This is a genomic window from Gordonia sp. NPDC003424 (assembly GCF_053588655.1).
Genome location: NZ_JBSFQJ010000017.1, coordinates 58,479 through 83,652, shown reverse-complemented (window position 1 = coordinate 83,652; position 25,174 = coordinate 58,479). Strand labels below are relative to the sequence as shown.

Annotated in this window: 21 protein-coding genes; 7 read left to right on the top strand and 14 right to left on the bottom strand. The window is 66.7% G+C overall.

Annotation, left to right across the window (positions count from 1 at the left end):
* Nucleotides 1–69: 69 nt before the first annotated feature.
* Genes ACWDTI_RS21240 through kdpF form a run of 6 tightly spaced genes read right to left on the bottom strand, consistent with a single transcriptional unit; the run spans nucleotide 70 to nucleotide 8,002 of the window.
* A complete protein-coding gene (locus tag ACWDTI_RS21240; RefSeq protein ID WP_449740109.1) occupies nucleotides 70–762 on the bottom strand; it encodes a response regulator in 693 nt (230 codons plus the stop codon).
* Nucleotides 759–3,305, bottom strand: a complete 2,547-nt coding sequence (locus tag ACWDTI_RS21235) for a DUF4118 domain-containing protein (protein ID WP_449740108.1) — start codon at nucleotides 3,303–3,305, stop codon at nucleotides 759–761. Before ACWDTI_RS21235 ends, ACWDTI_RS21240 begins: the two co-directional genes overlap by 4 nt.
* A 9-nt stretch (nucleotides 3,306–3,314) precedes the next feature.
* Nucleotides 3,315–3,944: a potassium-transporting ATPase subunit C gene (locus ACWDTI_RS21230; RefSeq protein WP_449740107.1), complete on the bottom strand. Its 630-nt coding sequence runs from the start codon at nucleotides 3,942–3,944 to the stop codon at nucleotides 3,315–3,317.
* A 2-nt stretch (nucleotides 3,945–3,946) separates the two neighbouring features.
* Nucleotides 3,947–6,091: a potassium-transporting ATPase subunit KdpB gene (kdpB, locus tag ACWDTI_RS21225; protein ID WP_449740106.1), complete on the bottom strand. Its 2,145-nt coding sequence runs from the start codon at nucleotides 6,089–6,091 to the stop codon at nucleotides 3,947–3,949.
* Nucleotides 6,088–7,902: a potassium-transporting ATPase subunit KdpA gene (gene kdpA / locus ACWDTI_RS21220; RefSeq protein ID WP_449740105.1), complete on the bottom strand. Its 1,815-nt coding sequence runs from the start codon at nucleotides 7,900–7,902 to the stop codon at nucleotides 6,088–6,090. Before kdpA ends, kdpB begins: the two co-directional genes overlap by 4 nt.
* A gap of 1 nt (nucleotide 7,903) precedes the next feature.
* Nucleotides 7,904–8,002, bottom strand: coding sequence for a K(+)-transporting ATPase subunit F (gene kdpF / locus ACWDTI_RS21215; RefSeq protein ID WP_449740104.1), 99 nt, complete (start codon nucleotides 8,000–8,002; stop codon nucleotides 7,904–7,906).
* A 356-nt stretch (nucleotides 8,003–8,358) separates the two neighbouring features.
* On the opposite strand from kdpF, the gene ACWDTI_RS21210 reads away from it, so the two are divergent.
* Together ACWDTI_RS21210 and ACWDTI_RS21205 are read left to right on the top strand one after the other, a co-directional pair.
* Nucleotides 8,359–9,153 carry a PE-PPE domain-containing protein gene (locus ACWDTI_RS21210; protein ID WP_449740103.1) on the top strand — a complete coding sequence of 265 codons (795 nt, stop codon included), beginning with the start codon at nucleotides 8,359–8,361 and terminating at the stop codon, nucleotides 9,151–9,153.
* A gap of 54 nt (nucleotides 9,154–9,207) precedes the next feature.
* Nucleotides 9,208–9,807, top strand: coding sequence for a DUF6611 family protein (locus ACWDTI_RS21205; protein ID WP_449740102.1), 600 nt, complete (start codon nucleotides 9,208–9,210; stop codon nucleotides 9,805–9,807).
* Between the two features lies 1 nt (nucleotide 9,808).
* Here the strand turns inward: ACWDTI_RS21205 and ACWDTI_RS21200 are convergent, their stop codons facing one another.
* Nucleotides 9,809–10,207: a PPOX class F420-dependent oxidoreductase gene (locus tag ACWDTI_RS21200; protein ID WP_449740101.1), complete on the bottom strand. Its 399-nt coding sequence runs from the start codon at nucleotides 10,205–10,207 to the stop codon at nucleotides 9,809–9,811.
* A gap of 149 nt (nucleotides 10,208–10,356) precedes the next feature.
* Here ACWDTI_RS21200 and sigK point away from each other — a divergent pair, with 149 nt between their 5' ends.
* Nucleotides 10,357–10,950: an ECF RNA polymerase sigma factor SigK gene (gene sigK / locus ACWDTI_RS21195; RefSeq protein WP_449740100.1), complete on the top strand. Its 594-nt coding sequence runs from the start codon at nucleotides 10,357–10,359 to the stop codon at nucleotides 10,948–10,950.
* A gap of 16 nt (nucleotides 10,951–10,966) precedes the next feature.
* On the opposite strand, the gene ACWDTI_RS21190 is transcribed toward sigK, so the two are convergent.
* From ACWDTI_RS21190 to ACWDTI_RS21180, 3 genes are all read right to left on the bottom strand, one after another.
* Nucleotides 10,967–11,365 carry a PPOX class F420-dependent oxidoreductase gene (locus ACWDTI_RS21190; protein ID WP_449740099.1) on the bottom strand — a complete coding sequence of 133 codons (399 nt, stop codon included), beginning with the start codon at nucleotides 11,363–11,365 and terminating at the stop codon, nucleotides 10,967–10,969.
* Nucleotides 11,366–11,410: 45 nt separating this feature from the next.
* Entirely contained in the window at nucleotides 11,411–12,010 is a 600-nt protein-coding gene (locus ACWDTI_RS21185; RefSeq protein WP_449740098.1) for a DNA-3-methyladenine glycosylase I, read from the bottom strand.
* A 72-nt stretch (nucleotides 12,011–12,082) separates the two neighbouring features.
* Entirely contained in the window at nucleotides 12,083–12,655 is a 573-nt protein-coding gene (locus ACWDTI_RS21180; protein ID WP_449740097.1) for a helix-turn-helix domain-containing protein, read from the bottom strand.
* A gap of 135 nt (nucleotides 12,656–12,790) precedes the next feature.
* Between ACWDTI_RS21180 and ACWDTI_RS21175 the strand changes: the two genes are divergently transcribed.
* A complete protein-coding gene (locus ACWDTI_RS21175) occupies nucleotides 12,791–13,636 on the top strand; it encodes a class I SAM-dependent methyltransferase (protein ID WP_449740096.1) in 846 nt (281 codons plus the stop codon).
* Between the two features lie 172 nt (nucleotides 13,637–13,808).
* Here the strand turns inward: ACWDTI_RS21175 and ACWDTI_RS21170 are convergent, their stop codons facing one another.
* Both ACWDTI_RS21170 and ACWDTI_RS21165 read right to left on the bottom strand, forming a co-directional pair.
* Nucleotides 13,809–14,543: a class I SAM-dependent methyltransferase gene (locus ACWDTI_RS21170; RefSeq protein WP_449740095.1), complete on the bottom strand. Its 735-nt coding sequence runs from the start codon at nucleotides 14,541–14,543 to the stop codon at nucleotides 13,809–13,811.
* Nucleotides 14,544–14,731: 188 nt separating this feature from the next.
* Nucleotides 14,732–15,382 carry a TetR/AcrR family transcriptional regulator gene (locus tag ACWDTI_RS21165; RefSeq protein ID WP_449740094.1) on the bottom strand — a complete coding sequence of 217 codons (651 nt, stop codon included), beginning with the start codon at nucleotides 15,380–15,382 and terminating at the stop codon, nucleotides 14,732–14,734.
* A 143-nt stretch (nucleotides 15,383–15,525) separates the two neighbouring features.
* Here ACWDTI_RS21165 and ACWDTI_RS21160 point away from each other — a divergent pair, with 143 nt between their 5' ends.
* Nucleotides 15,526–17,067, top strand: coding sequence for an MFS transporter (locus tag ACWDTI_RS21160; protein ID WP_449740093.1), 1,542 nt, complete (start codon nucleotides 15,526–15,528; stop codon nucleotides 17,065–17,067).
* A gap of 83 nt (nucleotides 17,068–17,150) precedes the next feature.
* On the opposite strand, the gene clpB is transcribed toward ACWDTI_RS21160, so the two are convergent.
* Nucleotides 17,151–19,703 carry an ATP-dependent chaperone ClpB gene (gene clpB, locus ACWDTI_RS21155; protein WP_449740092.1) on the bottom strand — a complete coding sequence of 851 codons (2,553 nt, stop codon included), beginning with the start codon at nucleotides 19,701–19,703 and terminating at the stop codon, nucleotides 17,151–17,153.
* Nucleotides 19,704–20,052: 349 nt separating this feature from the next.
* Here clpB and ACWDTI_RS21150 point away from each other — a divergent pair, with 349 nt between their 5' ends.
* Nucleotides 20,053–21,090 (top strand): tocopherol cyclase family protein, encoded by a 1,038-nt coding sequence (locus ACWDTI_RS21150; RefSeq protein ID WP_449740091.1) that lies wholly within the window; start codon nucleotides 20,053–20,055, stop codon nucleotides 21,088–21,090.
* A gap of 369 nt (nucleotides 21,091–21,459) precedes the next feature.
* On the top strand, nucleotides 21,460–22,584 hold the full coding sequence (locus ACWDTI_RS21145) for a metallophosphoesterase (RefSeq protein ID WP_449740145.1): 1,125 nt from the start codon (nucleotides 21,460–21,462) through the stop codon (nucleotides 22,582–22,584).
* A gap of 73 nt (nucleotides 22,585–22,657) precedes the next feature.
* On the opposite strand, the gene ACWDTI_RS21140 is transcribed toward ACWDTI_RS21145, so the two are convergent.
* Nucleotides 22,658–25,135 carry an OmpL47-type beta-barrel domain-containing protein gene (locus ACWDTI_RS21140; protein WP_449740090.1) on the bottom strand — a complete coding sequence of 826 codons (2,478 nt, stop codon included), beginning with the start codon at nucleotides 25,133–25,135 and terminating at the stop codon, nucleotides 22,658–22,660.
* Nucleotides 25,136–25,174 lie beyond the last annotated feature (39 nt).

Sequence of the window (25,174 nt, the reverse complement as noted above, 5' to 3'; positions counted from 1 at the left end):
CCGCCTTCGTAGATTGTCGACAATCTACGTTTACGGCTGAGCGCCGCCAACGACCGTCGACGCCGCAGATCAGCGCACGAATCGGTATCCCATGCCGGCTTCGGTCAAGAGATGGGCGGGGCGGGCCGGATCGTCCTCCAGCTTCCGCCGCAGACCGGCCAGATAGACGCGAAGGTAGTTGGACTGGTTTCCGTACGACGGCCCCCATACGGCGTGCAATATCTCCTTCTGGCCGACCAGTTTCCCTTCGTTGCGCACCAGGAGTTCGAGAACACCCCACTCGGTCGGGGTCAGATGCACTCGCTTGCCGGCCCGCATCACCTGCCGCGCCGCCAGGTCGACGGAGAACGCCCCGGCATCGACGACGGGGGACTCACCGCTGACGACCGTCGCGGCGCCCCGTCGCACCGCGGCACGCAGGCGGGCGAGGAACTCCTCCATGCCGAACGGTTTGGTCACGTAGTCGTCGGCACCGGCGTCGAGGGCGGCCACCTTGTCGGCGGCGTCGGTCCGGGCGGACAGGACTATCACCGGCACACTCGTCCAGCCCCGCAGACCTTCCAGGACGGTGATGCCGTCGATGTCGGGGAGTCCGAGATCCAGGATCACCACCTGCGGGTTGACGCGTGCCGCCAGGGTCAGCGCCTCCGCACCGGTCGCCGCGGTGCTCACCGCAAAGCCGCGGGCCTTGAGGTTGATCCGTAACGCACGCACCAACTGCGGTTCGTCGTCGACGACCAGCACCCGGGTCTCACCGCTCATCGCGATCCCTCCACCGGGATCACGTCGGCGGCGGTGGTCGGCAGTGCGAGCACCATGGTGGTCCCGCCGCCCGGTGTGTCGGCCGCCATCAGGGTCCCGCCGATGGCGGAGACGAAACCCCGTGCAACGGACAGCCCCAACCCGACGCCGGTCGACGCGCTCTTCTGATCGCCGAACTGGTGAAACGGGGTGAACACCCGATCCCGTTCGGCGGCAGGGATTCCCGGACCATGGTCGATGACCCGGATGAGGCACACCCGCCCCGACGGCGTCACACCGTCGGCGAGCCGGGCATCGACGGTGACCTCTCCCCCGCCGTGGCGGACCGCATTGTCCACGAGGTTGGCGAGCGCACGCTCCAGCAACCCCGGATCGGTGTAGGCCCACGCATGCTGGAGATCCAGGGTGACGCCCGGCGCCTCGGGCTGGCGCCGGCCGACCGCCGCGACCGCCCGGTGGATCACCTCGGCCAGATACGTCTGCCGCAGTTGCGGGCGGACGGCGCCGGCCGCCAGGCGCGACGAGTCGAGCAGATTGCCGACCAGCGCGGCCAGCTGATCCACCGATTCCTCCACGGTGGCAAGCAATTCGGCCGTGTCCTCGGCGTCGAACGTGACGTCGGTGCTGCGCAGACTTGACACCGCAGCCTTGGCCGCGGCCAGCGGGGTGCGCAGGTCGTGGCTGACCGCGGCCAGCAGCGCCCGCCGCAATTCGTCGGTCTGGGCGAGTGCCTGCGCCTGGGCGGCCTCGGCCTCCAGACGCTGGCGCTGGACCGCACCGGCCGCCTGGGTCGCCACCGAGGTGACCACCCGCCGATCCCGGGCACCGACCTCCGGCCCGCGCATCAACAGCTCGAACTCGTTGCCGGACACCGGGAACACGGAATCGGCCTGCTCGGCGGACTTCGGCGGGTCCACGCCGACCGCCGCCTCCACCACGGACGTACGGTCGCCGCGACTGACGCGACGCACGATGGATACCGCACGCTGGTCGTAGGTTTCGCGGACCCGCTCGAGCAGTCCGGGCACGTCGGCCCCGCCGAGGACGGCCGAGGAGAAGTGCGCGAGCAACTCGGCGTCTCGGGCTGCCCGTTGCGCCTGCACCCGCCGGACGGTGGCCGAATCCACCAGCGCGGCAACGGCGATGGCGATCACCAGCATGACGAGGATGGTGATGAGGTTGTCCGGTTCGTCAATGGTGAAGGTGTAGCGGGGATCGGTGAAGTAGTAGTTCAGCAGCAGCCCCGACACCACCGCGGACAATGCCGCCGGTCCGACACCGCCGAGCATCGACACCGCGAGCACGGTGACGAAGTACAGTGCCGACTCACTCGCGAATCCCAGCCAGCGGTCGGCAGCCCACAGCACCGCGGTCATCGCCACCGGAACAACCACGGCGAGAATCCAACTCAGGGGCCGATGGAACCTCGTCTGCCGGATGTCCAACCGGCTGCGTTGCGGGGCCTCGTCGTGGGTGACCATGTGCACGTCGATTCGTCCGCTCTCGCGGACGACGGTCGCCCCCACGCCCTCGTCGACGACTCGTTGCCACCGGGGACGCCGGGACGTACCGATCACCACCTGGGTGGCGTTGACCCCGCGCGCGAAGTCGAGCAGGGCGGTCGGTATGTCATCCCCGACGACCGTGTGGATGCGGGTGCCGAATCCGCTTGCCAGCTCACGCAGTTCGGCCAGATCCACCGGAGTGCGGCCGGACAGCCCGTCGCCCCGGACGATGTGTACCGCGATGAGTTCCGCGCTCGAGCGGGAGGCGATGCGACTCGCCCGCCGCAGCAGGGTTGCCGACTCGGGCCCACCGGTCACCGCGACGACCACCCGTTCCCGGGCCTCCCAGATGTCGGTGATGTTGTGGGCCGCACGGTAATCGGCCAGATTGTCGTCCACCTGATCGGCCAGCCACAGCAGCGCCAGTTCCCGCAGCGCGGTGAGGTTGCCCTGACGGAAGTAGTTGGTCAACGCACCCTCGATCCGCCCGTCCGGGTAGACCTTGCCGGCGGCCAGGCGTTGCCGCAGGGCTTGCGGCGCGATGTCGACCAGCTCGATCTGATCGGCCGCACGCACCACGTCGTCGGGCACCGTCTCACGTTGCACCGCACCGGTGATCGCGGTGACGACGTCGTTGAGGCTCTCCAGGTGCTGAATGTTGATGGTGGACAGCACATCGATCCCGGCGTCGCGGAGCTCCTCGATGTCCTGCCACCGCTTGGCATTCCGCGATCCCGGCGCATTGGTGTGCGCGAGCTCGTCCACGAGAACCACCTGCGGACGCCGGGTGAGGATCGCGTCGAGATCCATCTCCTCCAGTTCGGTGCCGCGATAGGTCACCGGTTTTCGGGGAATGACCTCCAGACCCTCGACGAGTGCGGCGGTCGCCACCCGGCCGTGCGACTCGACGACTCCGACGACGACGTCACGGCCCTCGTCGCGCAGCGCCCGGGCGTGCGCCAGCATCTCATAGGTCTTGCCCACGCCCGGGGCGCATCCGAGGAAGACCTCGAGTCTTCCTCGGTCAGGTGCCGCCATACCGCGAGTCTATCGACAGGGCGACGGCCCGTGGCCCAAGGCGAGGTTGACGCCGAGGACGTTGACCCGCGGCTGCCCGAGGAAGCCCCACTGCCGCGACCGTGTGTTCTCGTCGATGATGTCGCGCACCCGCTGTTCCGAGAGTCGGTTCTCGCGAGCCAGTCGGGGCACCTGCAGTGCCGCATAGGCCGGGCTGATGTCGGGATCGAGGCCGGATCCGGAGCCGGTGACCGCGTCCGCCGGCACCTGCGCCGGCGCAACCCCCTCACGGGCGGCGATCACGGCGCGCCGCGCACTGATCCACTCACGCAACGTCTCGCTGTTGGGCCCCTGGTTGCTCGCCCCAGACGCGGACGGGTCGCCGGGTGCCATGGGGTTGTCGGCAGCACCGAGGACGCGCGCGTGCAGATACGGGTCGGGAGCACCGGCGGGCACCTGCGGGTCGAGTCCGATCATCGACGAGCCGACGTCGCACCCCCGGGCATCGACGACCTGCGAGCCCTCGGCGCTGTGGCTGCCGACGCGCGAGACCGCCCACACCGCTGCGGGGTAGGCCACCCCGAGCAGCACCGTCAGCGACGCGAGGACCGCCAATGCCACCGCGCACTGCCGTAGAAATCCGGTCACGATCGAGTTCATGGTCACCCCATTCCCGGGAGGAAGCGGACGACGAGGTCGATCAGCCAGATACCCACGAAGGGACTGACGACACCGCCGACACCGTAGATCAAGAGGTTGCGGCCCAACAGTTTCGACGCCGACGACGGGCGATACCGCACGCCGCGCAGCGACAGCGGGATCAGCGCGACGATGATCAGCGCGTTGAAGATCACCGCCGAGGTGATCGCCGACTGCGCCGAGTGCAGACGCATGATGTTGAGCGCATCGAGCTGCGGATAGATCCCGCTGAACAGCGCGGGCAAGATGGCGAAGTACTTCGCCAGGTCGTTGGCCAGCGAGAACGTGGTCAGCGCACCACGGGTGATCAACAGCTGCTTGCCGATGGCGACCACCTCGATCAACTTGGTGGGATCGGAGTCGAGGTCGACCATGTTGCCGGCCTCTTTGGCCGCCGAGGTCCCGGTGTTCATCGCCAGACCCACATCGGCCTGTGCGAGCGCCGGAGCGTCGTTGGTGCCGTCGCCGGTCATCGCGACCAGGCGTCCACCACTCTGCTCGGTGCGGATCAGGGTGAGCTTGTCCTCCGGAGTGGCTTCCGCGACGTAGTCGTCGACACCGGCCTCACCGGCGATCGCGCGGGCGGTCAGCGGATTGTCGCCGGTGACCATCACGGTCCGAATGCCCATGGCCCGCAACTGCGCGAAACGCTCGGTCATGCCCGGCTTGACGACATCGGACAGGGCGATCGTCCCCAGCACGGTGGCCCGCCCATCGGTGCCGCGTGCGGCGACCACCAGCGGGGTGCCGCCGTCCAGCGAGATCCGGTTGACGTCGGCACCGACCTCGGGTCCGATCGTTCCGCCGGCTTCGCTGACCCATCGGGTCACCGTGTCGGCCGCCCCTTTTCGGTACTCCCGGACCGACTGCCCGTGGGTCACGTCCACACCGCTCATGCGTGTCTCGGCGGTGAACGGCACGATGTGATAGTCCGGGTGCTCGTGCCGCCGCGCTGCGAGCACCGTGTCGGGATCGATCTCGGTGACGCCGTACTCGCCGGTGCACAGGTCGACGATGCTGCGGCCCTCCGGCGTGTCGTCGGCGAGGCTGCACTCGTAGCTGACCCGTGCGAGCTCCGAGAGCTCCACTCCGGGTGCCGCGGTCAGGTTGGTGGCTCGACGGTTTCCGAATGTGATGGTGCCCGTCTTGTCCATCAGGAGCGTGTCGATGTCGCCGGCGGCCTCCACCGCGCGCCCCGACATCGCGAGCACGTTGCGCTGCACCAGCCGGTCCATCCCCGCGATGCCGATCGACGAGAGCAACGCGCCGATCGTGGTGGGGATCAGGCACACCAGGAGCGCGATCAGTTTGACCGGGTCCGGTGACTGGCCGGCATACTGCTGCATCGGACCGACCGCGACGACGGCCAGCAGGAAGATGATCGTCAGGCTCGTCAGCAGGATGTCGAGGGCGATCTCGTTGGGGGTCTTCTTACGCGATGCCCCCTCCACGAGGGCGATCATCCGGTCGACGAAGGTCTCGCCGGGCGCCGTGGTGATCTTGACGGTGATGGTGTCCGAGAGCACCACGGTACCGCCGGTCACCGCGGACCGGTCACCGCCGGATTCCCTGACCACGGGCGCGGATTCGCCGGTGATCGCGGATTCGTCGACGGTGGCGATGCCCTCCACGACGTCGCCGTCCCCGGCGATCACCTCCCCGGCCCCGACGAGGATCAGGTCGCCGATGACCAATTCGCCGCCGGGCACCTCGGTGACCGTGCCGTCCGCACCGATCCGTCGGGCCACGGTGTCGCGCTTGACCTTTCGCAGGCTGTCGGCCTGGGCACGACCGCGCCCCTCGGCGACGGCCTCGGCCAGGTTGGCGAAGACGACGGTGAACCACAGCCACACGGCCACCGCCCAGGCGAACCACGAGGGCTGCCAGGCAGCGAGGACCGTGGTGACGATGGCCCCCAGGTAGACCACGAACATCACCGGATTGCGGGCCTGCGCCCGCGGGGTCAGTTTGCGCACCGCCTGCGGCAGCGACGTCACGAGCTGACGCGCATTGAAGGCGCCGGTCGTGACCAGTTGTGTGGTGTCGTCGGATGGTTCGCTCGATGCGGCCAGCCGGCCGCTCTTCGGTTCGAGGACGGGAAGACTCATAGCAGTCCCTCTGCAATCGGCCCCAGCGCCATGGCGGGGAAGAAGGTCAAGCCGGCGACGAGCAGGACGGTGCCCAGGAGGAGCGCGCCGAACAGCAGCCCGTACGTGGGCAACGTCGACGCGTCGTCCTCTGTTGTCGCCGTGGTGGTCTCGGGGAGTGTCGCAACCGCTCCACCCGTCCCCCTGGTCGAGGAGCCACCACCTGTTTCGTCGGAGTCGAGACCAGCGGAGACCGCGGTACCGACCGATATCTCCCGCACCCGCGGCTTCTGCCGCGCCAGCAGTCCGGCGAGCGCCAGCACGAAGACGATCGGCAGGAATCGGCCCAACAGCATCGCGAACCCGAGCGAGGTCTGGAACCAGTCGCTGGTCACGGTCAGTCCGCCGAACGCGCTGCCGTTGTTGTTCGCGGCCGAGGTGTAGGCGTAGAGCACCTCACTGAATCCGTGGATCGAGCCGGGTGTGCCGGTATCGCCGCTGTTGCCCTGGAATCCGGTGGTCGAACCGAGGATGACGGTGATGCCGACCCCGGTGAGCACCAGGGCAGGCATGACGAGCACATACAGTGCGGCCATGGTGATCTCGTGCTGCCCGATCTTCTTCCCGAGGAATTCCGGGGACCGACCGACCAGCAGCCCGCCGACGAACACCGTGATGATCGCCATCACCAGCAGCCCGTACAGACCGGATCCGACACCGCCGGGCGCGACCTCGCCGAGCAGCATGTTCCAGATCAGCGCTCCCCCACCGCCCGCGGAGAAGCTGTCGTGCGCGGAATTGACTGCTCCCGTGGATGTTCCGGTGGTCGACACCGCGAAGAGCGCCGACGCCGGAATGCCGAAACGCTGTTCCTTGCCTTCCATCATCGCGCCCGCGGCCTGCGCCGCCACGCCGTTGGTGCGGGATTCGAAGACCCACACGACGGCGAGCATCGCGCCCCAGATCGCGCCCATCACACCGATCAGGGTGAGCCCCTGACGGCGGTCACCGACGAGAGTGCCGTAGGTGCGGGTCAGACAGACGGGGATGATCAGCAGCGCAATGATTTCCACCACGTCCGACAGCGGCGTCGGATTGGAGAACGGATGCGCCGAGTTCGCCGAGAGCGTTCCGCCGCCGTTGGTCCCGATCTCCTTGATCGCTTCCTGGGACGCGAACGGGCCGACCATGCTGTGTGCGTGCTGCCCGTCGAGTGTGGTGAAGTCGAATCCGGTGTGCCACGACTGCACCACGCCCTGGGTCAGCAGGATCGCCGCGACCACGAGACTGGCGGGCAGCAGGATGCGTACGCAGGTGCGGACGAGGTCCACCCAGAAGTTGCCGATCTCCCCGCTGCCGCCGCGGTTGATGATGCCGCGGATGAGCGCGACCGCCACCGCCATGCCGATTGCGGCGGAGACGAAGTTCTGCACGGCCAGCCCGAGCATCTGGCTGAGGTTGCTCATGACGGCTTCCGGCGAGTACGACTGCCAGTTCGTGTTGGTGACAAAGGAGATGGCCGTGTTGAAGGCCATCGACGGTGTCACGCCGGGTTTGCCGTCGGACCACGGGAGGACACCCTGCAGTCGTTGCAGCACATAGAGAAATACCACCGACACCAGCGAGAAGCCGAGCACGGCGAGCACATAACCCAGCCACGTCTGTTGGCGCGCCGAATCGACACGGCCCACTCGGAACAGGACTCGTTCGACCCGTAGATCGCGGCGCAAAGAGTACACCCGCGCCATGTAATCGCCGAGCGGCACATACGCGACGGCCAGCACGACGATCACGAACGCCAGCTGAAGAAGGCCGGCAACTGTCACGGACACCTCAGAACCTCTCCGGACGAATGAGTGCGGCCACCAGGTAGACGACGACCGCCGCGGCAAGAAGCAGCAGGACGATGTTGGTGACGCCGTCGGCGGTCATCGGCCCGTCCGCACGTCGATGCCACGTACGACGATCAGGCAGGCGACAAAGCCCACGATCACCGCGGTCAGATACAGCAGATCGGTCACGAATCTCCGCTCCCCACTCGATTTTTCCGCACGGCACACACCACGCGGGGCGATTGACAGCATCACCCCGCGCGGTGGCGGCCGGCGACCGTCTTAACGCGTTCCATACGGTGCGGTCGCCGAAATTGACGCCGGGTTGTCGTGCGGGCCGTAATCCGGATGTCCGACGACACCTTTTCGCCCTCGACCGGTCGGCCGTATGATCGTCCCGCGTACCGGGCCATGGCGGCGGCAGCAAGCAACTGACCTCACACCAGGACGACGGCAATGAAGACCTATGTGACGGTGCGCGGCACCGGCGAACATTTCAAGACCCCGACCACGATGCTCGGCCGGGTGGCCGGGATGGTCGGCCCGGCAGTCGAATGGGTCGACGTGGACTATCCCGCATCCATCGCGGTTTTCAACCCGCAGGGCAACCCGGCCGGGCCGTCGGAAGCTCAGTCACGCGCGACGGGGGTGGAGAATCTGGTGGCGGCCATCCGCGCGACTCCGCATCTGGTGATCCTGTCCGGCTACAGCCTGGGTGCGCTGGTGGTATCGGATTTCCTCGAAGCCCAAGCACATGGCGAGTATGCGGACTGCGAGGTCTCCGCAGTGGTGAACATCGCCAACCCTGCGCGCCGACGCGGTCAGTCGTACGGGCTTCCGTCCTCCGGCTGGGGCCTCGACGGCGAACACGGTGCGTGGCCGGCGGGGCTACCCACCTATGAGATCGCCAATCCGGTCGACGGAATCACCTCGGCGCCAGGGAATTCACCATGGCGTCTCCTGGCGCGCGAGATCCGCGAGATCAGTTTGACCGTTCAGGGACTCAACGACTGGTTCGCCGATCTGATCAACCAGCTCAACACGGTTGAGACGGCCTTGTCCCATACTTCGGCGCCCTGGACGGATCCCGGCTTCTTCCAGGCCTGGTGGGAGGCGCCCGCCTGGCTGCGCGGCTATCTTTTCGACGGCCAACACGATCGGGCCTACGGCGACACCCGGTGGCGCGACTCGAGCAACGCGCCGATCAGCGGGATGCAGCTCGCGGCCGACGTCGTCAGGGGATATGCGTGACGCAGCGCAACCGGTTCCGCGTCAAGAGGGCGTCAAGATCACCGGTTCGACCGTATGGATCGCGTCGCGACCCGGCCACCACCCGACGAGTTCACGTACGCCGGATGCATGGCCGACATCCACTCCCCTCAGCAACGACCTCGCACAAGCCCCTCCCTTCCGCTCCCTGAGCAGCGGGCGTGCGAACGTGCCGCGGGCGCCCTCCGCACCGGCTGTCTGCGAATCAGCCATGCCCGCAACGGTGTTCAGTACCGTCTCGCGGTCTATCCACCGGGACTCACCGCGCCCGATCGTCGTCGGCTGCGCATCTGGCATGCGTGCCCGTTCTGGGCGATGGCCGTGTGGTTGGGACTCTGGACCCCGTTGCTGATGGTCGGGATTCCCGGCCCGGCCTGCATCACGGCGGCCACGGTGGGCACGATTGTGGCGGCCGCGTGGTCCGCGTCGTCGGCAAGTCCTGCGCGCCAACGGGTTCGGTGGATGGTCGTCTGGACCGACATCGACGACCCCGACGAGTCCGCCCGGATCGGACTCGACCGTCTGCTGCACATCGCCGACGTGCTGCGCACCGCTGACGCCGACCTCGCGCGCGGACAGATCGATCCGATCCGCCACGAGGAGATCTGGGCCCGTTGTTACGCCGAGGCCGCCTGAGTCATACCGCGCGGATCGCCAACCCCACGGTCGCATCCTTCCCGCGCCGCAGCCGGCTCCCTTTGATGGTGATCCAGCCGAAGATGCCGTACTTGCGGACGATCAGATTGCGCACCTTCTCGGTCCCGGCCGCATCGAGCACTTCGGCGATCCCCTCGACCGGTTCGCCGGACAGTTTGCCGCCGCGCATATCGCATGCCTGCACGACGACCTTCGGATTCCGTCGGAGTCGCTTCACCTTCCACGAGTCGGCGACGGTCCACATCATCAGTGTCGAGCCGTCGGCGACCGCCCAGAGCGGGGTGGCGACCGGCGTGCCGTCCTTCTTGAACGTCGTCAACGACACGTACTTGGCGTGCAGGATCGCGTCGAGGCTGCTGCGGGCGGCGTCATCGGTCATGGCATCGAGGCTACGGGACCCACTCCGTGACCGTTCTGTGATCTCGCGTTGCGATCAGATCGCGGTTGCCCGTCTGGCCCGGGACCGTTCCACGATCGTCATTACGGTCGGAGGTACCGCACGGGACGGCCCACAGAGAGGATTCGCCGATGACGGTCCTCCACGACCCACCCATTCCGCTCGTCGATCGTCAGGGCCTGTCAGATCTTCTCTCCTGCATCGCAATTGGGGATTCCGCAGCGTTCGCCGAGTTCTACGACCACACCGCCGACCACGTCTACGGCATGGTCCTGAGAATCCTCCGCGACCCCGGTTATGCCGAGGAGGCCACCCAGGAGGTCTTCCTCGAGGTCTGGCGCCACGCCGCAACGTATCGCCCGGACCGGGGCTCGGCCCTGTCCTGGGTGCTGACGATGGCACACCGGCGCGCGGTCGATCGTGTCCGCGCCGAAACCGCGTCCACCCGGCGCACCATCGCGTTCGGTGTCGCATCGATGCCGATCGACTTCGACGCGGTGGGCGAGGCCGCCGAGGTCCGCGAGGCGCGCTTGGCCGTGCTGGACTGCCTGTCCGACCTGACCGAATTGCAACGCGAGTCCGTGATCCTCGCCTACTATCACGGGCTCTCGTATTCGGAAGTCGCCGAGTATCTTTCGGTTCCGTTACCCACGGTCAAGTCGAGGATTCGGGACGGCATGCGCAGACTCCGGGCCAGTCTCGGCTCGGATCACACCACCGCGTAGCCGGAGGCGGCGTCGGTCATTCCCCGATCCCGAATGCGATCACCCGTTCGGGGTGTACGCGGATCAGTGCATCGTCCATCCCGGCACGTGGCGAGGTTCCGCCGACGATCTGCTCGCCTCGACCTCGGATCTCGACCATCCGAACCCGCCACGTCGGCTCGGGTGAGGCGATGTCGTCGACGACGAAGGCCACGCGGTCGTTGTGTGCGAGGTTGCGGAACTTTCTGCTCCTGCTGAGCCGCAAGCCGCCGATGTCGATGGTGCCGAGTTCGGTGTTCACGCGGAATCCCACGGGGCTGTTCTGCGGCGCACCATCCTTGTCGACGGTGGCCAGCCGACCCAGGCGTTGGGTCGCCAGGTATTCGAGGACCTCGGGGCTCAGCAGTTCGGTGTCGTGCATCTGCGGTGGTGGCATGCCCGCCACGCTAAGACCTCAACCTCACTTGAAGTCAAGGACGGGTCAACCCGGCCGTGTGACGCCGGCTCGCGCCGCCGCCACCCGCTCACGGATCACACAGTCGTCGGCGTGGTCGTTGACAATGCCCGCTGCCTGCATGAGCGCGAACATGGTCGTCGGCCCGACGAACTTCCAGCCGCGCTTCTTGAGATCCTTGGACAGCGCGATGGATTCCGGCGAGGTGGTCATCGATTGCGGCTCGGGTTCGGACGCCGGTTCGTAGCGCCAGAAGTATCCCGGCAGCGACCCTTCGGCGTCGACGAGTTCGACCGCTCGTCTCGCGTTGTTGATGGCCGCCTCGATCTTCCCGCGATGCCGGATGATCCCGGCGTCGCCGAGCAGGCGGGTGACATCCGAGTCGGCGAACCGCGCGACCTTCTCGATGTCGAAGCCGACGAACGCCGCGCGGAAGTTGTCTCGCTTGTTCAGGATGGTGCGCCAGCTCAACCCGGACTGGAAGCCCTCGAGGCAGACCCGTTCGAAGAACGCGTTGTCGCCAGGGAGCGGGAAGCCCCACTCCTGGTCGTGATAGGTGGTTTCCGGCTCGACGCCGGCCCAACCGCATCGCGTGACGCCGTCGTCACCAGTGACCACAAATGCCATGTGCACCCCTCTTCCGAGCCCGACACGCGCACCCTACCCCGGGCGTCCGACAGACTCAGACGACGCGTGACGTCACCCGTCCGGACCGGCCAACAGCGCCGCTTTCCACAGCGTCGCGAGGTAGGCGGCGAATCGTTCGTCGCTCCAGCCTCTTTCGACGACGAGACGGTGCCACAACACCCCGTCGGTGGTGGCCCACATGAAGTCGTGGCATTCCTGCTCACTGATCGCGAGTTGCCCGGTCGCCGCGGCATCGCGGGCCATCACCCTCATGCCCTCGTACCGTTGCCGATCCACCTCGGCGAGCATCTCGGCGGCCGCGTGGTCGGCCCCGGCCGCACCACGAAGCGCCATCATGAACGGGGTGATCCGCCGCGACGTCTCGGTGTTGAACACCGCCTGCATCTCGAGTCGGCGCGCCAGGTCCGGCTCGGCCCGGATCCGCAGGACGACCGGCCGATCATGGAACGTCACGTCCTCGTCGTCGCCGCCGATCGTGATGTCCCAGACACGTGCCAGGATCGTGGCCTTGTTCTTGAAGATCGCGTAGACGCTCTCCTTCGACACCCCTGCCGCACGGGCGATCTCGACGATGGTCGTCCGCGCATACCCCCGCTCGATGAACAGATCCCGCGCCGTGTGCAAGATGCGCAGGCGCGTTTCCCTCGCCTGATCGGCGCGGCGCGACGATACATACGGTCGACCCTCTTGACCCGTGGCTCCCACGTTCAGTACACTTTCGATGTATTCAATACATCACTACTGTACTGGAGCAGCGCCATGGACGCTTCCACAACACAATCACCCGCCTCCATGTGGAGCAGTGTCGCATCCGGTTGGGCGCGTTTCGCCACCGAGATCGAAGGCACCGAATCGGAGCTGACCGGCCGATTACGCGCCGCATCCGGCTCGCTAAACGGTTCCGCGGTACTCGAACTAGGCTCCGGCACCGGCGAACTCGCGGCACAGATCTCGGACTGGGTGGGTCCGGACGGCACGGTCACCGCGTCGGACATCGCACCATCGATGACCGAGGTGCAGCGCGCCCGACTCGCCGACGTCGCCAACGCCACCGTCGTCGGCGATGTCGATGTGCACGAGTTGCCGTTTGCCGACAACACCTTCGACGTGGCGATCTTTCGCATGGGTCTGATGATGGCATCCGATCCGGACCGTGCCCTGCGGGAGACCCTCCGCGTGTTGCGACCGGGCGGCCGTTTCGTCACCAGCGTCTGGGGTCCGTTCACCGAGAACCCATGGCTGACCACCGTCGGCATGGGCGCGATGTCGCTCGGTCTGGTCAGCGGCGGGCCGCCGTTGGATCCCGGCGAACCGTTCTCCCTCCCCGATACCGAGGACCTCCGCCGCCGCTTCATCGAGGCCGGATTCACCGACGTCGATGTCCAGACGGTCAAGGGCACAAGACATTACGCCGACAGCGACGAACACATCGAGATGGCGATGTCGCTTGCCCCGCCGCTGAACGCCGCACGGCAGAGGATGTCCGAGGAACAGGCCGCGGCGCTACAGACCACCGTCGTCGGACTCACCGAACAGTTCCGCGACGCCGACGGCGCCCTGGACATCCCGGTGTCGGCGCGGATCGCGGTGGGCACGGTGGCGTGATCCCCGCGGCCATGCGTTCGCCGATCGTCGGCGCGCACCGTGAATCATGTTTGCTCAACCCGGATTACGCGCGCTGACCAACCAGGTCTGCCCGACGAACTTCACGGTTCCGTCGACCCGGTGACGACGCACCTCGGCACGCACCTCGTCCACGAGCGCCGCCCAGCCGTCCTCACCGAGGCGCGGGTACAACGCGACGCGGGCGTTGCGACCGATGGGCGTCGCCAACACCATCGCCAGTCGCTCCTGAACGCCGTCGCTGCCGTTCATGCTGTAGTCGCACATGCATGCCGTCGAAAGGCTCGATCGCGATGTCATGCCACCCGGATTCCGACAAGACCTCGCGGAGGCGTTGATCGTCACCGAACGCGAGCGGTCCGGGCGCGGTCGAATCCGCATCGACGTCGGAGATTCCCAACCGCTCGGTCAGAACGCTCGTCCCGAGGGTGAACATCGTGTTGTCTCCGGATCGCCAGCACACAAAGGTCAGGCGCCCACCCGGTGCGACGAAACTGCGGATGTTGCCGAAGGCGGCGAGCGGATCGTCGAAGAACATCACGCCGAAACGCGAGACGACGTGATCGAACGGCGGCGCGGATGGCTCGTGCAGTTCCGCGGTCTGCGCATCGGCCAGCAGCACGTCCGCCTGTGGGACTCGAGCGCGGGCCGCGTCGACCATCGCCGCGGAGATGTCGACACCGGTCGCCGACGCGCCGCTGCGGACCGCATGCTCGAGTAAAGTTCCTGAGCCACAACCGATGTCCAGCACGCGGTCTCCCGCAGCGAAACCCGCCCGCTCGACCAGAGCCCGGGTGAACGGCGTGAACACCTGGTCGAACGTCGCCTCGTTGGCCACCCATCCGCTGCCGGCGTCGCCCCACGTCTCCTGCATGGACTCGTTCACCATGGTTCAGAGGGTAGTGTCCCGCGTCGTAAATTCGTTGCACAATTCCAACGCCCAGGAGGCGCCTCGCTTGGTTGGCGTCGTCGCAGGTACATCCAGCCGCCTCGCGATGCATCCACCTGGATCGCCGGAATTATGCGACGAATTTCCAACGCGGGACACCAGCCGTCTGGCGGACATCAGCCGCACGGTCATACGTTCTTGACGACCTCGCGGAACGTGTCGTAGGTCGCCGTCAGAGCCTTCGCGGCGACTGTGGCATCGGTGGTGACCCCCGGCTCTTGGCCACATCGCCAGGTGTCCATCGAGATGTGCACGAGTGACATGTAGACCCCGACGGTGACCCGGACCCGGGGATCGTCGGCCGGCAGTTCCATCCGCTCGGCGACCTTGTCGGTGATGCTCCGGTACTTCCTCTCGGCGAGTTCGGTGTTGCGACCGTTCACCGAGGGTGCCGACTGAATGATCCGATTCATGGTCTCGAAGCGCTCGAGATCCACCGAACCGGTAGGACATTCACCGCAGAATATCTGGGTCTGCGCGTTGACCAACGCCTCGAACTCGTTGCCGGTGTGAGGCTGGGCGTCGAGGGCAGCGGCCATCGCGGCGATCATGTCCTCGATCGGGGCCAGGATGACGTCCTCTTTGGTCGCGAAGTAGCGGTTGAACGTCCGCGGCGAGATGTCGGCCGCATCGGAGATCTGCTCGACCGTCGTCGCGTCGAACCCCTGGGAGTCGCACAGTTCCAGTGCTGCCGAGATCAGCCGATCGCGCGTCTGCAGCTTCTTGCGCTCTCGAAGACCGGCCTTGACCTGGCCTGTTTCTTGTTCCGCGTGTCCCACGCCGTGATTGTAACTCGTGGAGCGCAAACTTTCTGCCGTGAGCGCCAATTGTCTGATTCTGTATTTTGTCTGTTGACGCCTTCTGTCTGAGTCTGCCACTATTGCAGGGCACCGATCATTCACCTCTGACGATTGAGGATCTCGTGACCACATCGGACACTGCACTGACAGAAGATCTCCCCGACCCCGGACTCGCCTCGCCGGCGCCGAGTTCTCGCCGCTGGTGGGCACTGGGCGTCATCGCCCTGGCCCAGCTGATGGTGGTGCTCGACGCCAGCATCATCACGATCGCTCTCCCGTTTGCCCAGACCGACCTGCACATCTCCGATGCCAACCGCCAATGGGCACTGACCGCCTACACGCTGATGTTCGGCGGCCTACTGCTTCTCGGCGGCCGGATGGCCGACTACCTCGGTCGCCGCCGCATGTTCCTGATCGGGCTCGTCGGCTTCGCCGCGTCGTCGGCGATGGCCGGATTCGCCTGGAACGACATATCGTTCTTCGCCGGCCGCGCCCTGCAAGGTGCCTTCGCGGCCTTGCTTGCGCCCGCGGCACTCTCGCTGATCACCGTCACCTTCATCGAACATCGCGAACGTGCTCGCGCATTCGCGGTCTACGCTGCGGTGTCCGGTGGCGGTGCGGCGATCGGCCTGATCGCCGGTGGCGCTTTGACCGAGTTCTTCTCCTGGCGCTGGACGCTGTTGGTGAACACACCGATCGCCGTCATCGCCGCGATCGGAGCGCTCACGCTGGTGGTCCGCGACGTACCGACCAAGCGCACCGGCGGATACGACCTGCCCGGAGCCATCACCGTGACCCTGGGCCTGGTCAGCGTCGTCTACGGATTCACCCGTGCCGCCGAATCCGGTTGGGGTGCAACCTCGACCATCCTGCTGTTCGTCGCCGCGGCCGTGCTGCTGGCCACGTTCGTCCTGATCGAGCACCGCAGCACTCATCCGCTGCTTCCGCTCCGCATCCCCGGCGAGATAAACCGCGGCGGCGCCTACCTGGTGGCCTTCATCATCCCGACCGCAATGTTCGCGATGTTCCTGTTCCTGAGCTACTACTTCCAGAACACGTTGGGCAACAGCCCGTTACGCGCCGGCGTGCTGTTCCTGCCGTTCCCGGTGGCGCTCATCGTGTCGGCCGGAGCCGCCAGTTCACTCCTCCCCCGATTCGGACCGCGTCCCCTGATGATGATCGGCACCGTCGCCGGCATCGTTGGCTATCTCTATCTGGCACAACTTGATTCGGACTCGACCTGGTTGACGCACATCCTGCCCAGCGAGCTGTTGATCGCCTTGGGCATGGGGCTGGTGTTCGTCGCGATGCAGTCGGTGGCGCTGCACCGCATCGACGAGAAGGACGCAGGCGTGGCCAGCGCGCTGGTCAACACGTCCCAGCAGGTCGGCGGCTCGGTCGGCATCGCACTGCTGAGTACTATTGTGGCGCAGATATTTTCCAGCGACCACCGAAGCGCGATGACGCTCGATCAGGCGACCGGGCAGCCGGTCCCGGCCAATCCCGAAGACTTCATGGCGGCCACCATTCACAGCTACGATGTCGCGTTCTACTGCGGCGCCGGCTTCATGTTCCTCGCGTTCCTGGTGATCGCCGGCATGATCCGCATGGGCCGGCACGAGTTGGGCGACGAGACGCAGAACGCGGCGGTCGTCGCGGCCTGAGCTACTGCGAAAAGTGGCCCCGTGGCGGGCTTCCGAGGGGCATTGCCCCTCGGAGCCCACTCACGGGGCCAGTCTCAGTCAGGTCAGCCGAGCACCAACGACTCGCCGTCCGCACCGACATTCACCGGCACGACGTCTCCGTCGTGGATGTCGCCGGCCAGCAATGCCTTTGCCAGCTGGTCGCCGATCGCCTGCTGCACCAGCCGCCGCAGCGGACGGGCGCCGTAGAGCGGATCGAAGCCACGCTCGGCGAGCCATTCCTTGGCCTTCGGCGTCACCTCCAGATCCAGCCGACGCTGCGCGAGACGCTTGGCCAGTTGCCGCAGTTGGATGTCGACGATGGACACCAGTTCCTCGGGGCTCAGCGCGTCGAAGACGATGACGTCGTCGAGGCGGTTGATGAACTCCGGCTTGAACCGGCTGCGGACCGCCATCATCACCTGGTCCTTGTCACCGCCCGCGCCCAGATTGGACGTGAGGATGAGGATGGTGTTGCGGAAGTCCACCGTGCGGCCCTGACCGTCGGTCAGGCGACCTTCGTCGAGGACCTGCAGCAGCACGTCGAACACGTCCGGGTGGGCCTTCTCGATCTCGTCGAACAGGACCACCGTGTAGGGGCGACGCCGCACCGCCTCGGTGAGCTGACCGCCGGCCTCGTAGCCGACATATCCGGGAGGTGCTCCGACAAGGCGTGCGACGCTGTGCTTTTCGCCGTACTCACTCATGTCGATGCGGACCATCGCACGCTCGTCGTCGAACAGGAACTCGGCGAGAGCCTTGGCCAGCTCGGTTTTACCGACGCCGGTCGGGCCGAGGAACATGAACGAACCGAGTGGCCGGTTCGGGTCGGCGACACCGGCACGGGCACGACGCACCGCGTCGGACACCGCCTGCACTGCATCCTTCTGGCCGATGACCCGGTGTCCGAGTTCGTCTTCCATGCGCAGCAGCTTGGCGGTCTCACCCTCGAGCATGCGGCCCGCGGGGATGCCGGTCCACGCCGACACCACCTGCGCGACGTCGTCGGGTCCCACCTCCTCCTGAAGCATCACGTCCTGCCCGGGATCGGTGCCGGTCTTCTCGATCGCGGCCTCGAGGTTCTTCTCCAGGCCGGGGATCTTGCCGTACCGCAACTCGGCGGCGCGGCCGAGATCGCCGGAGCGTTCGGCCCGTTCTGCCTCCCCGCGAAGCTTTTCCAGCTCCTCCTTGAGGTCGCGGACGGCGTCGATCGCGGTCTTCTCCGACTGCCACCGGGCGGAGAGCTCGTTGAGCTTCTCCTTCTGGTCGGCCAGTTCGGAGCGCAGCTTCTCGAGACGTTCCTTCGACGCCGCGTCGGTCTCCTTCTGCAGGGCGACCTCTTCGACCTCGAGGCGACGGACGATGCGCTCGACCTCGTCGATCTCCTCGGGACGTGAGTCGATCTCCATCCGGAGCCGAGACGCGGCCTCGTCGACCAGGTCGATGGCCTTGTCCGGCAGGAACCGGGAGGTGATGTAGCGGTCGGAAAGCGTTGCGGCCGAGACCAATGCGGAGTCGGTGATGCGGACGCCATGGTGCACCTCGTAGCGTTCCTTGAGACCACGCAGGATGCCGATGGTGTCCTCCACCGACGGCTCACCGACGTACACCTGCTGGAACCGCCGCTCGAGTGCGGCGTCCTTCTCGATGTACTTGCGGTACTCCTCGAGGGTGGTGGCGCCGACCAGCCGCAACTCGCCACGGGCGAGCATCGGCTTGATCATGTTGCCCGCATCCATCGCTGAATCGCCGGTGGCACCGGCACCCACGATGGTGTGCAGCTCGTCGATGAAGGTGATGATCTCGCCGGCCGAGCCCTTGATCTCGTCGAGCACGGCCTTGAGCCGCTCCTCGAACTCGCCGCGGTACTTGGCGCCGGCGACCATCGAACCCATGTCGAGGGAGATGACGGTCTTGTTGCGCAACGACTCCGGCACGTCACCGGCCACGATGCGCTGGGCCAGACCCTCGACGATCGCGGTCTTGCCGACGCCGGGTTCACCGATGAGCACCGGGTTGTTCTTGGTCCGGCGCGAGAGCACCTGGACGACACGACGGATCTCGGCGTCACGGCCGATCACCGGATCGAGCTTGCCCTCGCGCGCCGCGGAGGTGAGGTCGGTGGAGTACTTCTCCAGCGCCTGATACGTCGACTCCGGATCTTCGGAGGTCACCCGCGAAGTGCCGCGCACGGCGACGAACGCCTCCTGCAGAGCCTGCGGGGTGGCCCCCACATTGGCCAGCAGTTTGGCGGTGTCGGAGTCACCGGTGGCCAGACCCACGAGGATGTGTTCGGTCGAGACGTATTCGTCGTTGAGTTCGCCCGCGAGCTGTTGAGCTGCGGTGATGGCCGCAATCGACTCGCGGGATAGTTGGGGCTGCGCGCTCGAGCTGGAGACCGTCGGGGCGCGGTTCACGAGAGCCTGGGCCTGTGCGCGAACCGTCGACGGATCGACTCCAACCGCCTTCAGCAGCGGCGCAGCGATGCCATCGGACTGATCGAGCAGCGCCACCAGGATGTGAGCCGGACGCACGTCGGAATTGCCAGCAGCGGCCGCCGCCTGCACAGCAGCACTCAGCGCCTGCTGCGTCTTGGTGGTCGGGTTGAAGCTGTCCACTTGGCGTGTACCTTTCTCTCTTTAGTCCAACAGGCTCAAGTATGAGCCATTCGAAGGGTGCAACGCCAGTAGAGTTGAGTGCATTCCGCTCAGGTTTGCGATTGCTGTGTGTCCTGGGTCACTTTATCGGCTGCGGCACCCGGTCGGTTTCCGGACTGGCGAGGGGCATGTCGTGTTGCGCCTTGTTGACCGGCTCGCGATAGCCTGGCTCGAGGAGCGCGGCGGTAGGAGTAGCCCATGAAGGACACGGCGATATCGCGGAGGCCGCAATAGTGCTCCTCGGCGCCTCGCCGGCGCGCGCTGCGATCAACGTCGGAACTCCAACGACGCCGGGCTGGGGCCTAGAGATATGTTCGGGCTGAGCTCTCGCTATCGCGCCACCGGCGCAGACCGTCCATTCGGCAATCTCCTGCCGGCACACGGCGTGGCCATGGAGGGCTACTTCTGGCGGTTCACCCAACCCGACCGGGGTCGCACGTTGATCGCGTTGTGCGGGGTGAACACGTCGCCGAGCGGCGAGCGCTGGGCCACCTTGGGCCTGGCCGCCCACCCGCATCGCTTCCTACGCACGTGCGCGCATCCGGGCGCGCTCGACAATCCCCAAGCTCTCGAGATCAGCGCGAATTCGGCCTTTCACGCCGATGTGGACGAAGTTCACCTGGACCTGGGCCCGGATGCGCGACTCGACATCCGCGTCACCGATCCGGTGTCGTGGCCGCGACGCTGTTACGGCGCCTCCGGTTTCTTCCACTCCGTGCCGGGGCTCAACCAGTACTGGCATCCGTGGCTGCTCGGCGGCCGAGCGAGCGGCAGTGCGACCGTCGGCGATGAGACCTGGGACCTCGACGGCGCACAGGTGTACGCCGAAAAGAATTGGGGCCGTGAAGGGTTCCCGGAGAGCTGGTGGTGGGGGCAGGCTCAGGGATTCGCAGAACCCGAGGCGTGCGTGGCTTTCGCGGGCGGAATCGTCCGCGCCGGACCGCTGAAGACCGAGGTAACCGTCATCGTGGTCCTGCTGCCGGACGGACGTCTGGTGCGGGTCGGCGACCCGCTGATCTCACCCGTGCGGGCACGGGTGACCGACGAATCGTGGTCGTTGCATTGCGCCGGGCGACGGTACAGCGTGCGAGTCGAAGGATCCGGCCGACTGGGCGATGCGCACGTCCTGCCGGTGCCGATCCCCAGCCAACGACGCAACGTCCCGGGCGCGATCGAGCATCTCGGCGCACGCATGACCGTCGAGGTTCGGCGACGCGGCGGCGAGCTCGTGTGGGCCGGCGAATCCGCTCTCGCAGCACTCGAACACGGTGGCATCGCGCGTGCCCGAGCAGAGGTACTGCGCCGTGGTGGCGATCCGGACGATACCGACGCTCCCCCGATCCCGTAATGTACTCGCAGGTCAGAGGCATATTATGAGCGAGCCCGAACCTGAACAACCGAACACGGGAAAGCACCTGTCGTGTATCGACTCATCTGGGCGCTCGAGTTCATTCCGGCAGTACTCGGAGTGGCGTGGCTGGTCTTGTTTCTCTGCACCGGCGCAGCCATCGATTGGATCAAGATCTGACGGACCGTCGCCCTGCGAAACCCGATCAGAGCGAAATCCCCAGCCCCACATCAAATCCATGCACGTAGCGGCTCCCTGTTCTCCCGGCCCAACCTCGGGTGAACAGGCCATTCGGTCCCGCGACGACGCGCAGCCCACCAACGGCGCCCGCCTATCGTGGGAGTCGTGCTCCTACTCATCCCCGCGATCATGCTCGGGCTGCTCACCTTCTGGTTCTATCGGCGGCTGGTCCGGGCAACCGCGGTTCCGCGACCGTGGTCGCACCTGGCGGCGGGGGTGCTCGTCGTGCTCTGGGCCCTGGTGCTGATCGGGTTCGCGTCCGGTAGCGCCCTGAACCCCGGATGGGCGCGCTACCCGGCCTTCGTAGGGATGACATGGCTGGCGATCGGTCTCTACCTCGCGCTTGGCATCATCCTCATCGGCGTCGCGTCGTTGATCGCACGGCTCGTTCATCGCCTTCGCCGTATCGACGACGCCGAGTTCGCGCGGCGACGGTTGACTGCGCTCCGGATATCCACGGCCGTGCTGGTGATCGGTTCATTGGGCGCGGTCGGGTACGGCCTGACCGAGGCCGCGACTCCCCGTGTCACCTCGGCACGCATCCAATTCGACCGCCTCCCTGCCGGTTTCGACGGCGCCCGGATCGCAGTGATCTCCGATCTGCACGTCGGCCCTGTCCGCGACGGCCGCTTCACCCAGCGCGCCGTCGACACAGTGATGGCCCAGTCTCCCGAACTGATCGTGCTCGCGGGCGATCTCATCGACGGCACCGTCGACCGCGTCGGCGCAGACCTCGCGCCGCTGGCCGACCTGTCCGCACCGCTGGGGGTCTTCGCGGTCAGCGGGAACCACGAGTTCTACGCCGACGACGGCGGACACTGGTTCGCACGCTGGAAGCAGCTCGGCATCCAACCGCTCCTCAACGACCGTGTCGAACTCGAACGCAACGGCTCCACCATCGATCTGGCCGGCGTCCACGACCACACGGCGCCGGAGCCATACCGTCCCGATCTCGCTCGGGCTCTGGCGGGACGGGACCCGTCGCGGTTCGTGATGCTGGCCGCCCACGAATCAGTCCAAGCCGAGGGCGCCTCCGACGCCGGCGTCGACTTCCAGGTCTCCGGCCACACCCACGCCGGCCAGATCTGGCCCCTGCGCTATCTGGTGCCGCTGCAGCAACCCACCGTCGAAGGTGTCGACCGGATCGGCAGGACCACCGTCTACACCACTCGCGGCGCCGGCGCCTGGGGGCCGCCGGTACGGGTGGCCGCGCCGCCGGAGATCACCATCGTCGAACTGGCGACTCGAGGGTAGACATTCCCCCGCAACCGACAGTCACGGAAACAGCATGGTCCCCCGCCGCGGCAGCGGTGGCAGCAGCCGCCCATCACTGCTCCACGGCCAACCCGCCATCCCGGCTGACGACCCGCAACGTCACCTGCCCACGCGTGTCCCGCTCGTTGACGATCTCGGGTGCACAGCGTCGTTGATGCGACGTGTCGGACGCGCGGCCCGTCGCGTGGTCGTCGGGTGTCCGCTGCCCGTCGTCGGGACGCCGGCCGCACGGGATGCACGTCAGTGCGGGCCGCTCCTCGGAGAGGATCGTGTAGTCGTCGAGCACGTCGTAGCGGGCGCGTGTCACCATTCTCGACTCCCCCGCCCCCAAGGCGACGATCTGCGTGAATCCCAGCAACGGCGTGCTGTCACGTCGGCCGGTGAGACGCGAGAAGATCAGCGTGTTCCGCTGCCGGTAAACCTGTGCGACGCGACCCAGACTTCGCAGCGCGGCGGCATCCCTTGTGTCGTCGGCGATCTCGTCCTGGGCGACCTGGTGCGGCGGGCGATGGGTCTCGTCGTCGTAGACATAGCCGAGGATGCTCGCCTCGTAGGTGGTCGGCGAGCAACGCACCTTGATGATCAACGTCGTCGAGTTGCCCGCGTTGTCGGTCAGACGGTAGCGGCGCAGTTCCGCGGTGTCGGACCCGAACGGGGTCCATTCGGTGTCCACACGACTCGCCGGTGGTTGCGCGCCGGGGTCGATCCCGGAGAGTTCGTCGCGGCCGGTCACCAGGATGTCGTCGAGGACCGGATCGTAGAAGACCGCGAACTCGGGCGCCGTCTTGTCGATCAGCACCTGGACGCTCTTCGGCTCCTCCTTGTTCTGCGAGCGGTCGATCGACCCGAAGTCGATGTCGTGCACACCTTCTGGGGAGACCGTGAACGGCGCGACGTAGTGCGTCGGCCCCAGACCGTCGACGGTGTACTCGGTCCGTGCCACCCCGGAGATGTCGTCGGTGGCGGTCAACGTCACGACCACGTCGGTGCGGTTCCAGCCGAGCGAGTTCGGCGGCGGGAAGAGTGTGGCCGTGGTGACGGGCGGTGTGGTGTCGGCGGGCAGGATGACCGAGGCCATCGATTCGGTGAGTTCGACCGTCACCGCGTTGGAGACCGCCGGCGGGGAATAGCCTGCGCCACCCACCGATCCGCCCTTGATGCGCAGATGCAGCCAGTCGTCGTAGGGCGCCAATGTGCCGGTGCTCGAGTCGTTGTTCGTGTCGAACGCGACGTTCGTCTTCGTCGTCAGCCCGTCACCATCCCAGTCGATGGGCTGGGAGGCATCATTGACCTGGACGAAGCCCGCCGGCGCGGCAGGTGTGGCCGGCACCCAGTGTTTGATCGCGACGCCGGCCGAACCCGGTCCGAGGCCGACGGTCTCATTCAACGCGGCTTCGTTCAGGGCGATGAGTGCCGCGTTCGAGTAGTCGAGAAGCGTTGTGCCGCTCCGGGTCACACCGAAGAACTGCCACAGGTAATTCATCACGCTGACATAGTTGGGCTTGTTGTTGGTCGCGTCCCCACCACCGTGGTCGAGTCCCAGGGCGTGGCCGAGTTCGTGCATGAACGTACCGCCGTACTGCGTGTTGTTGACAGCGCCGAATGTCCCGAGACTCACGATGAAGTCCGAGGTCGGGATGTCGCGCGCGATCCCGCTGTTGGCGGCCGAACCCAGTTGGTGCGCCGCTACCGCGTACCGGAAGATCTGGGCCCGCCCAGACGAGAAGTAGCCGCCGGGGCGTTTCTTGAGCTTGTCGAACTCGGTCCAGTCGTAGGTCACCACGTTGTTGCCCGAGTCGTTCACCGACGATCCGAGCTGCACGACGTGACCCACGTTCTTCGCTCGGCTCAGTCCGCCCCACGTGGCGTTGGTCGCGAAGTTCATGATGCTGTTCGGACCCGCGTCCACGTGCAGGTTGATGCCGATCGCCCCGTTACGGCTGATGTAGGGAGCATTCGCGAACGCGTCCACGACCAGTTTGATCGCGGCCTGGGTCGGGGCGTCGCTGTGCGTGGCGTCGGCCATCCAGTCGAGGTGAACGAATACGTCTGCCTTGTCGACCGTGGCGCCCATGGCCGGGAGGTCGACGAACTGGGGTCCGGAGCCGTCGCCGGGGTCGATCGTGACACCGTTGCGCTTCCAGTCGTCGGGGATGCCGTCACCGGTCGTCGACGCGTCGGTGAGGGTCAACCGGAACGTCGAGTCGTTGCCGTCGCTGCCGCCCGGCCCGGTGAAGCTGAACGCCGCCGGCGCGGACTGATCGTAGGAGTTGCTGCCGACGAACGGGTTGTCGAAGAACAAGTGGACCCGACCCGTGGTTCCGGCGCCGAGGTCCAGCTCGAAGTCCACCGATCCCTCGGTGCCGGTGGCGACGCCGTCAGACTCCGCCTCCCAGGTTGCCGACGTTCCGGGTTCGATCCGCGCGGGCGGATTGGTGCCCCACACCCCGTGGTCAAGATCCCAATGCGTCAGCACCAACGCGGCGTCGATGTCGTTGGTGAGGGTGATGGTGACGCTTCGTGCAGCCATGTCGGGCTCCGCTCTCGGATGAGTTTGAGTGCTCCGAGG

Excerpts from the sequence above, each read along its gene's own strand:
- kdpF (WP_449740104.1), bottom strand. The coding sequence starts at position 8,002 with ATGACCGCCGACGGCGTCACCAACATCGTCCTGCTGCTTCTTGCCGCG.
- ACWDTI_RS21235 (WP_449740108.1), bottom strand. The coding sequence starts at position 3,305 with ATGGCGGCACCTGACCGAGGAAGACTCGAGGTCTTCCTCGGATGCGCC.
- ACWDTI_RS21140 (WP_449740090.1), bottom strand. The coding sequence starts at position 25,135 with ATGGCTGCACGAAGCGTCACCATCACCCTCACCAACGACATCGACGCC.
- ACWDTI_RS21200 (WP_449740101.1), bottom strand. The coding sequence starts at position 10,207 with ATGACCGATGACGCCGCCCGCAGCAGCCTCGACGCGATCCTGCACGCC.
- ACWDTI_RS21175 (WP_449740096.1), top strand. The coding sequence starts at position 12,791 with ATGGACGCTTCCACAACACAATCACCCGCCTCCATGTGGAGCAGTGTC.
- kdpB (WP_449740106.1), bottom strand. The coding sequence starts at position 6,091 with ATGAGTCTTCCCGTCCTCGAACCGAAGAGCGGCCGGCTGGCCGCATCG.
- ACWDTI_RS21170 (WP_449740095.1), bottom strand. The coding sequence starts at position 14,543 with ATGGTGAACGAGTCCATGCAGGAGACGTGGGGCGACGCCGGCAGCGGA.
- ACWDTI_RS21150 (WP_449740091.1), top strand. The coding sequence starts at position 20,053 with ATGTTCGGGCTGAGCTCTCGCTATCGCGCCACCGGCGCAGACCGTCCA.
- sigK (WP_449740100.1), top strand. The coding sequence starts at position 10,357 with ATGACGGTCCTCCACGACCCACCCATTCCGCTCGTCGATCGTCAGGGC.
- ACWDTI_RS21185 (WP_449740098.1), bottom strand. The coding sequence starts at position 12,010 with ATGGCATTTGTGGTCACTGGTGACGACGGCGTCACGCGATGCGGTTGG.
- ACWDTI_RS21190 (WP_449740099.1), bottom strand. The coding sequence starts at position 11,365 with ATGCCACCACCGCAGATGCACGACACCGAACTGCTGAGCCCCGAGGTC.
- ACWDTI_RS21210 (WP_449740103.1), top strand. The coding sequence starts at position 8,359 with ATGAAGACCTATGTGACGGTGCGCGGCACCGGCGAACATTTCAAGACC.
- ACWDTI_RS21145 (WP_449740145.1), top strand. The coding sequence starts at position 21,460 with ATGCTCGGGCTGCTCACCTTCTGGTTCTATCGGCGGCTGGTCCGGGCA.
- ACWDTI_RS21240 (WP_449740109.1), bottom strand. The coding sequence starts at position 762 with ATGAGCGGTGAGACCCGGGTGCTGGTCGTCGACGACGAACCGCAGTTG.
- ACWDTI_RS21205 (WP_449740102.1), top strand. The coding sequence starts at position 9,208 with ATGGATCGCGTCGCGACCCGGCCACCACCCGACGAGTTCACGTACGCC.
- ACWDTI_RS21230 (WP_449740107.1), bottom strand. The coding sequence starts at position 3,944 with ATGAACTCGATCGTGACCGGATTTCTACGGCAGTGCGCGGTGGCATTG.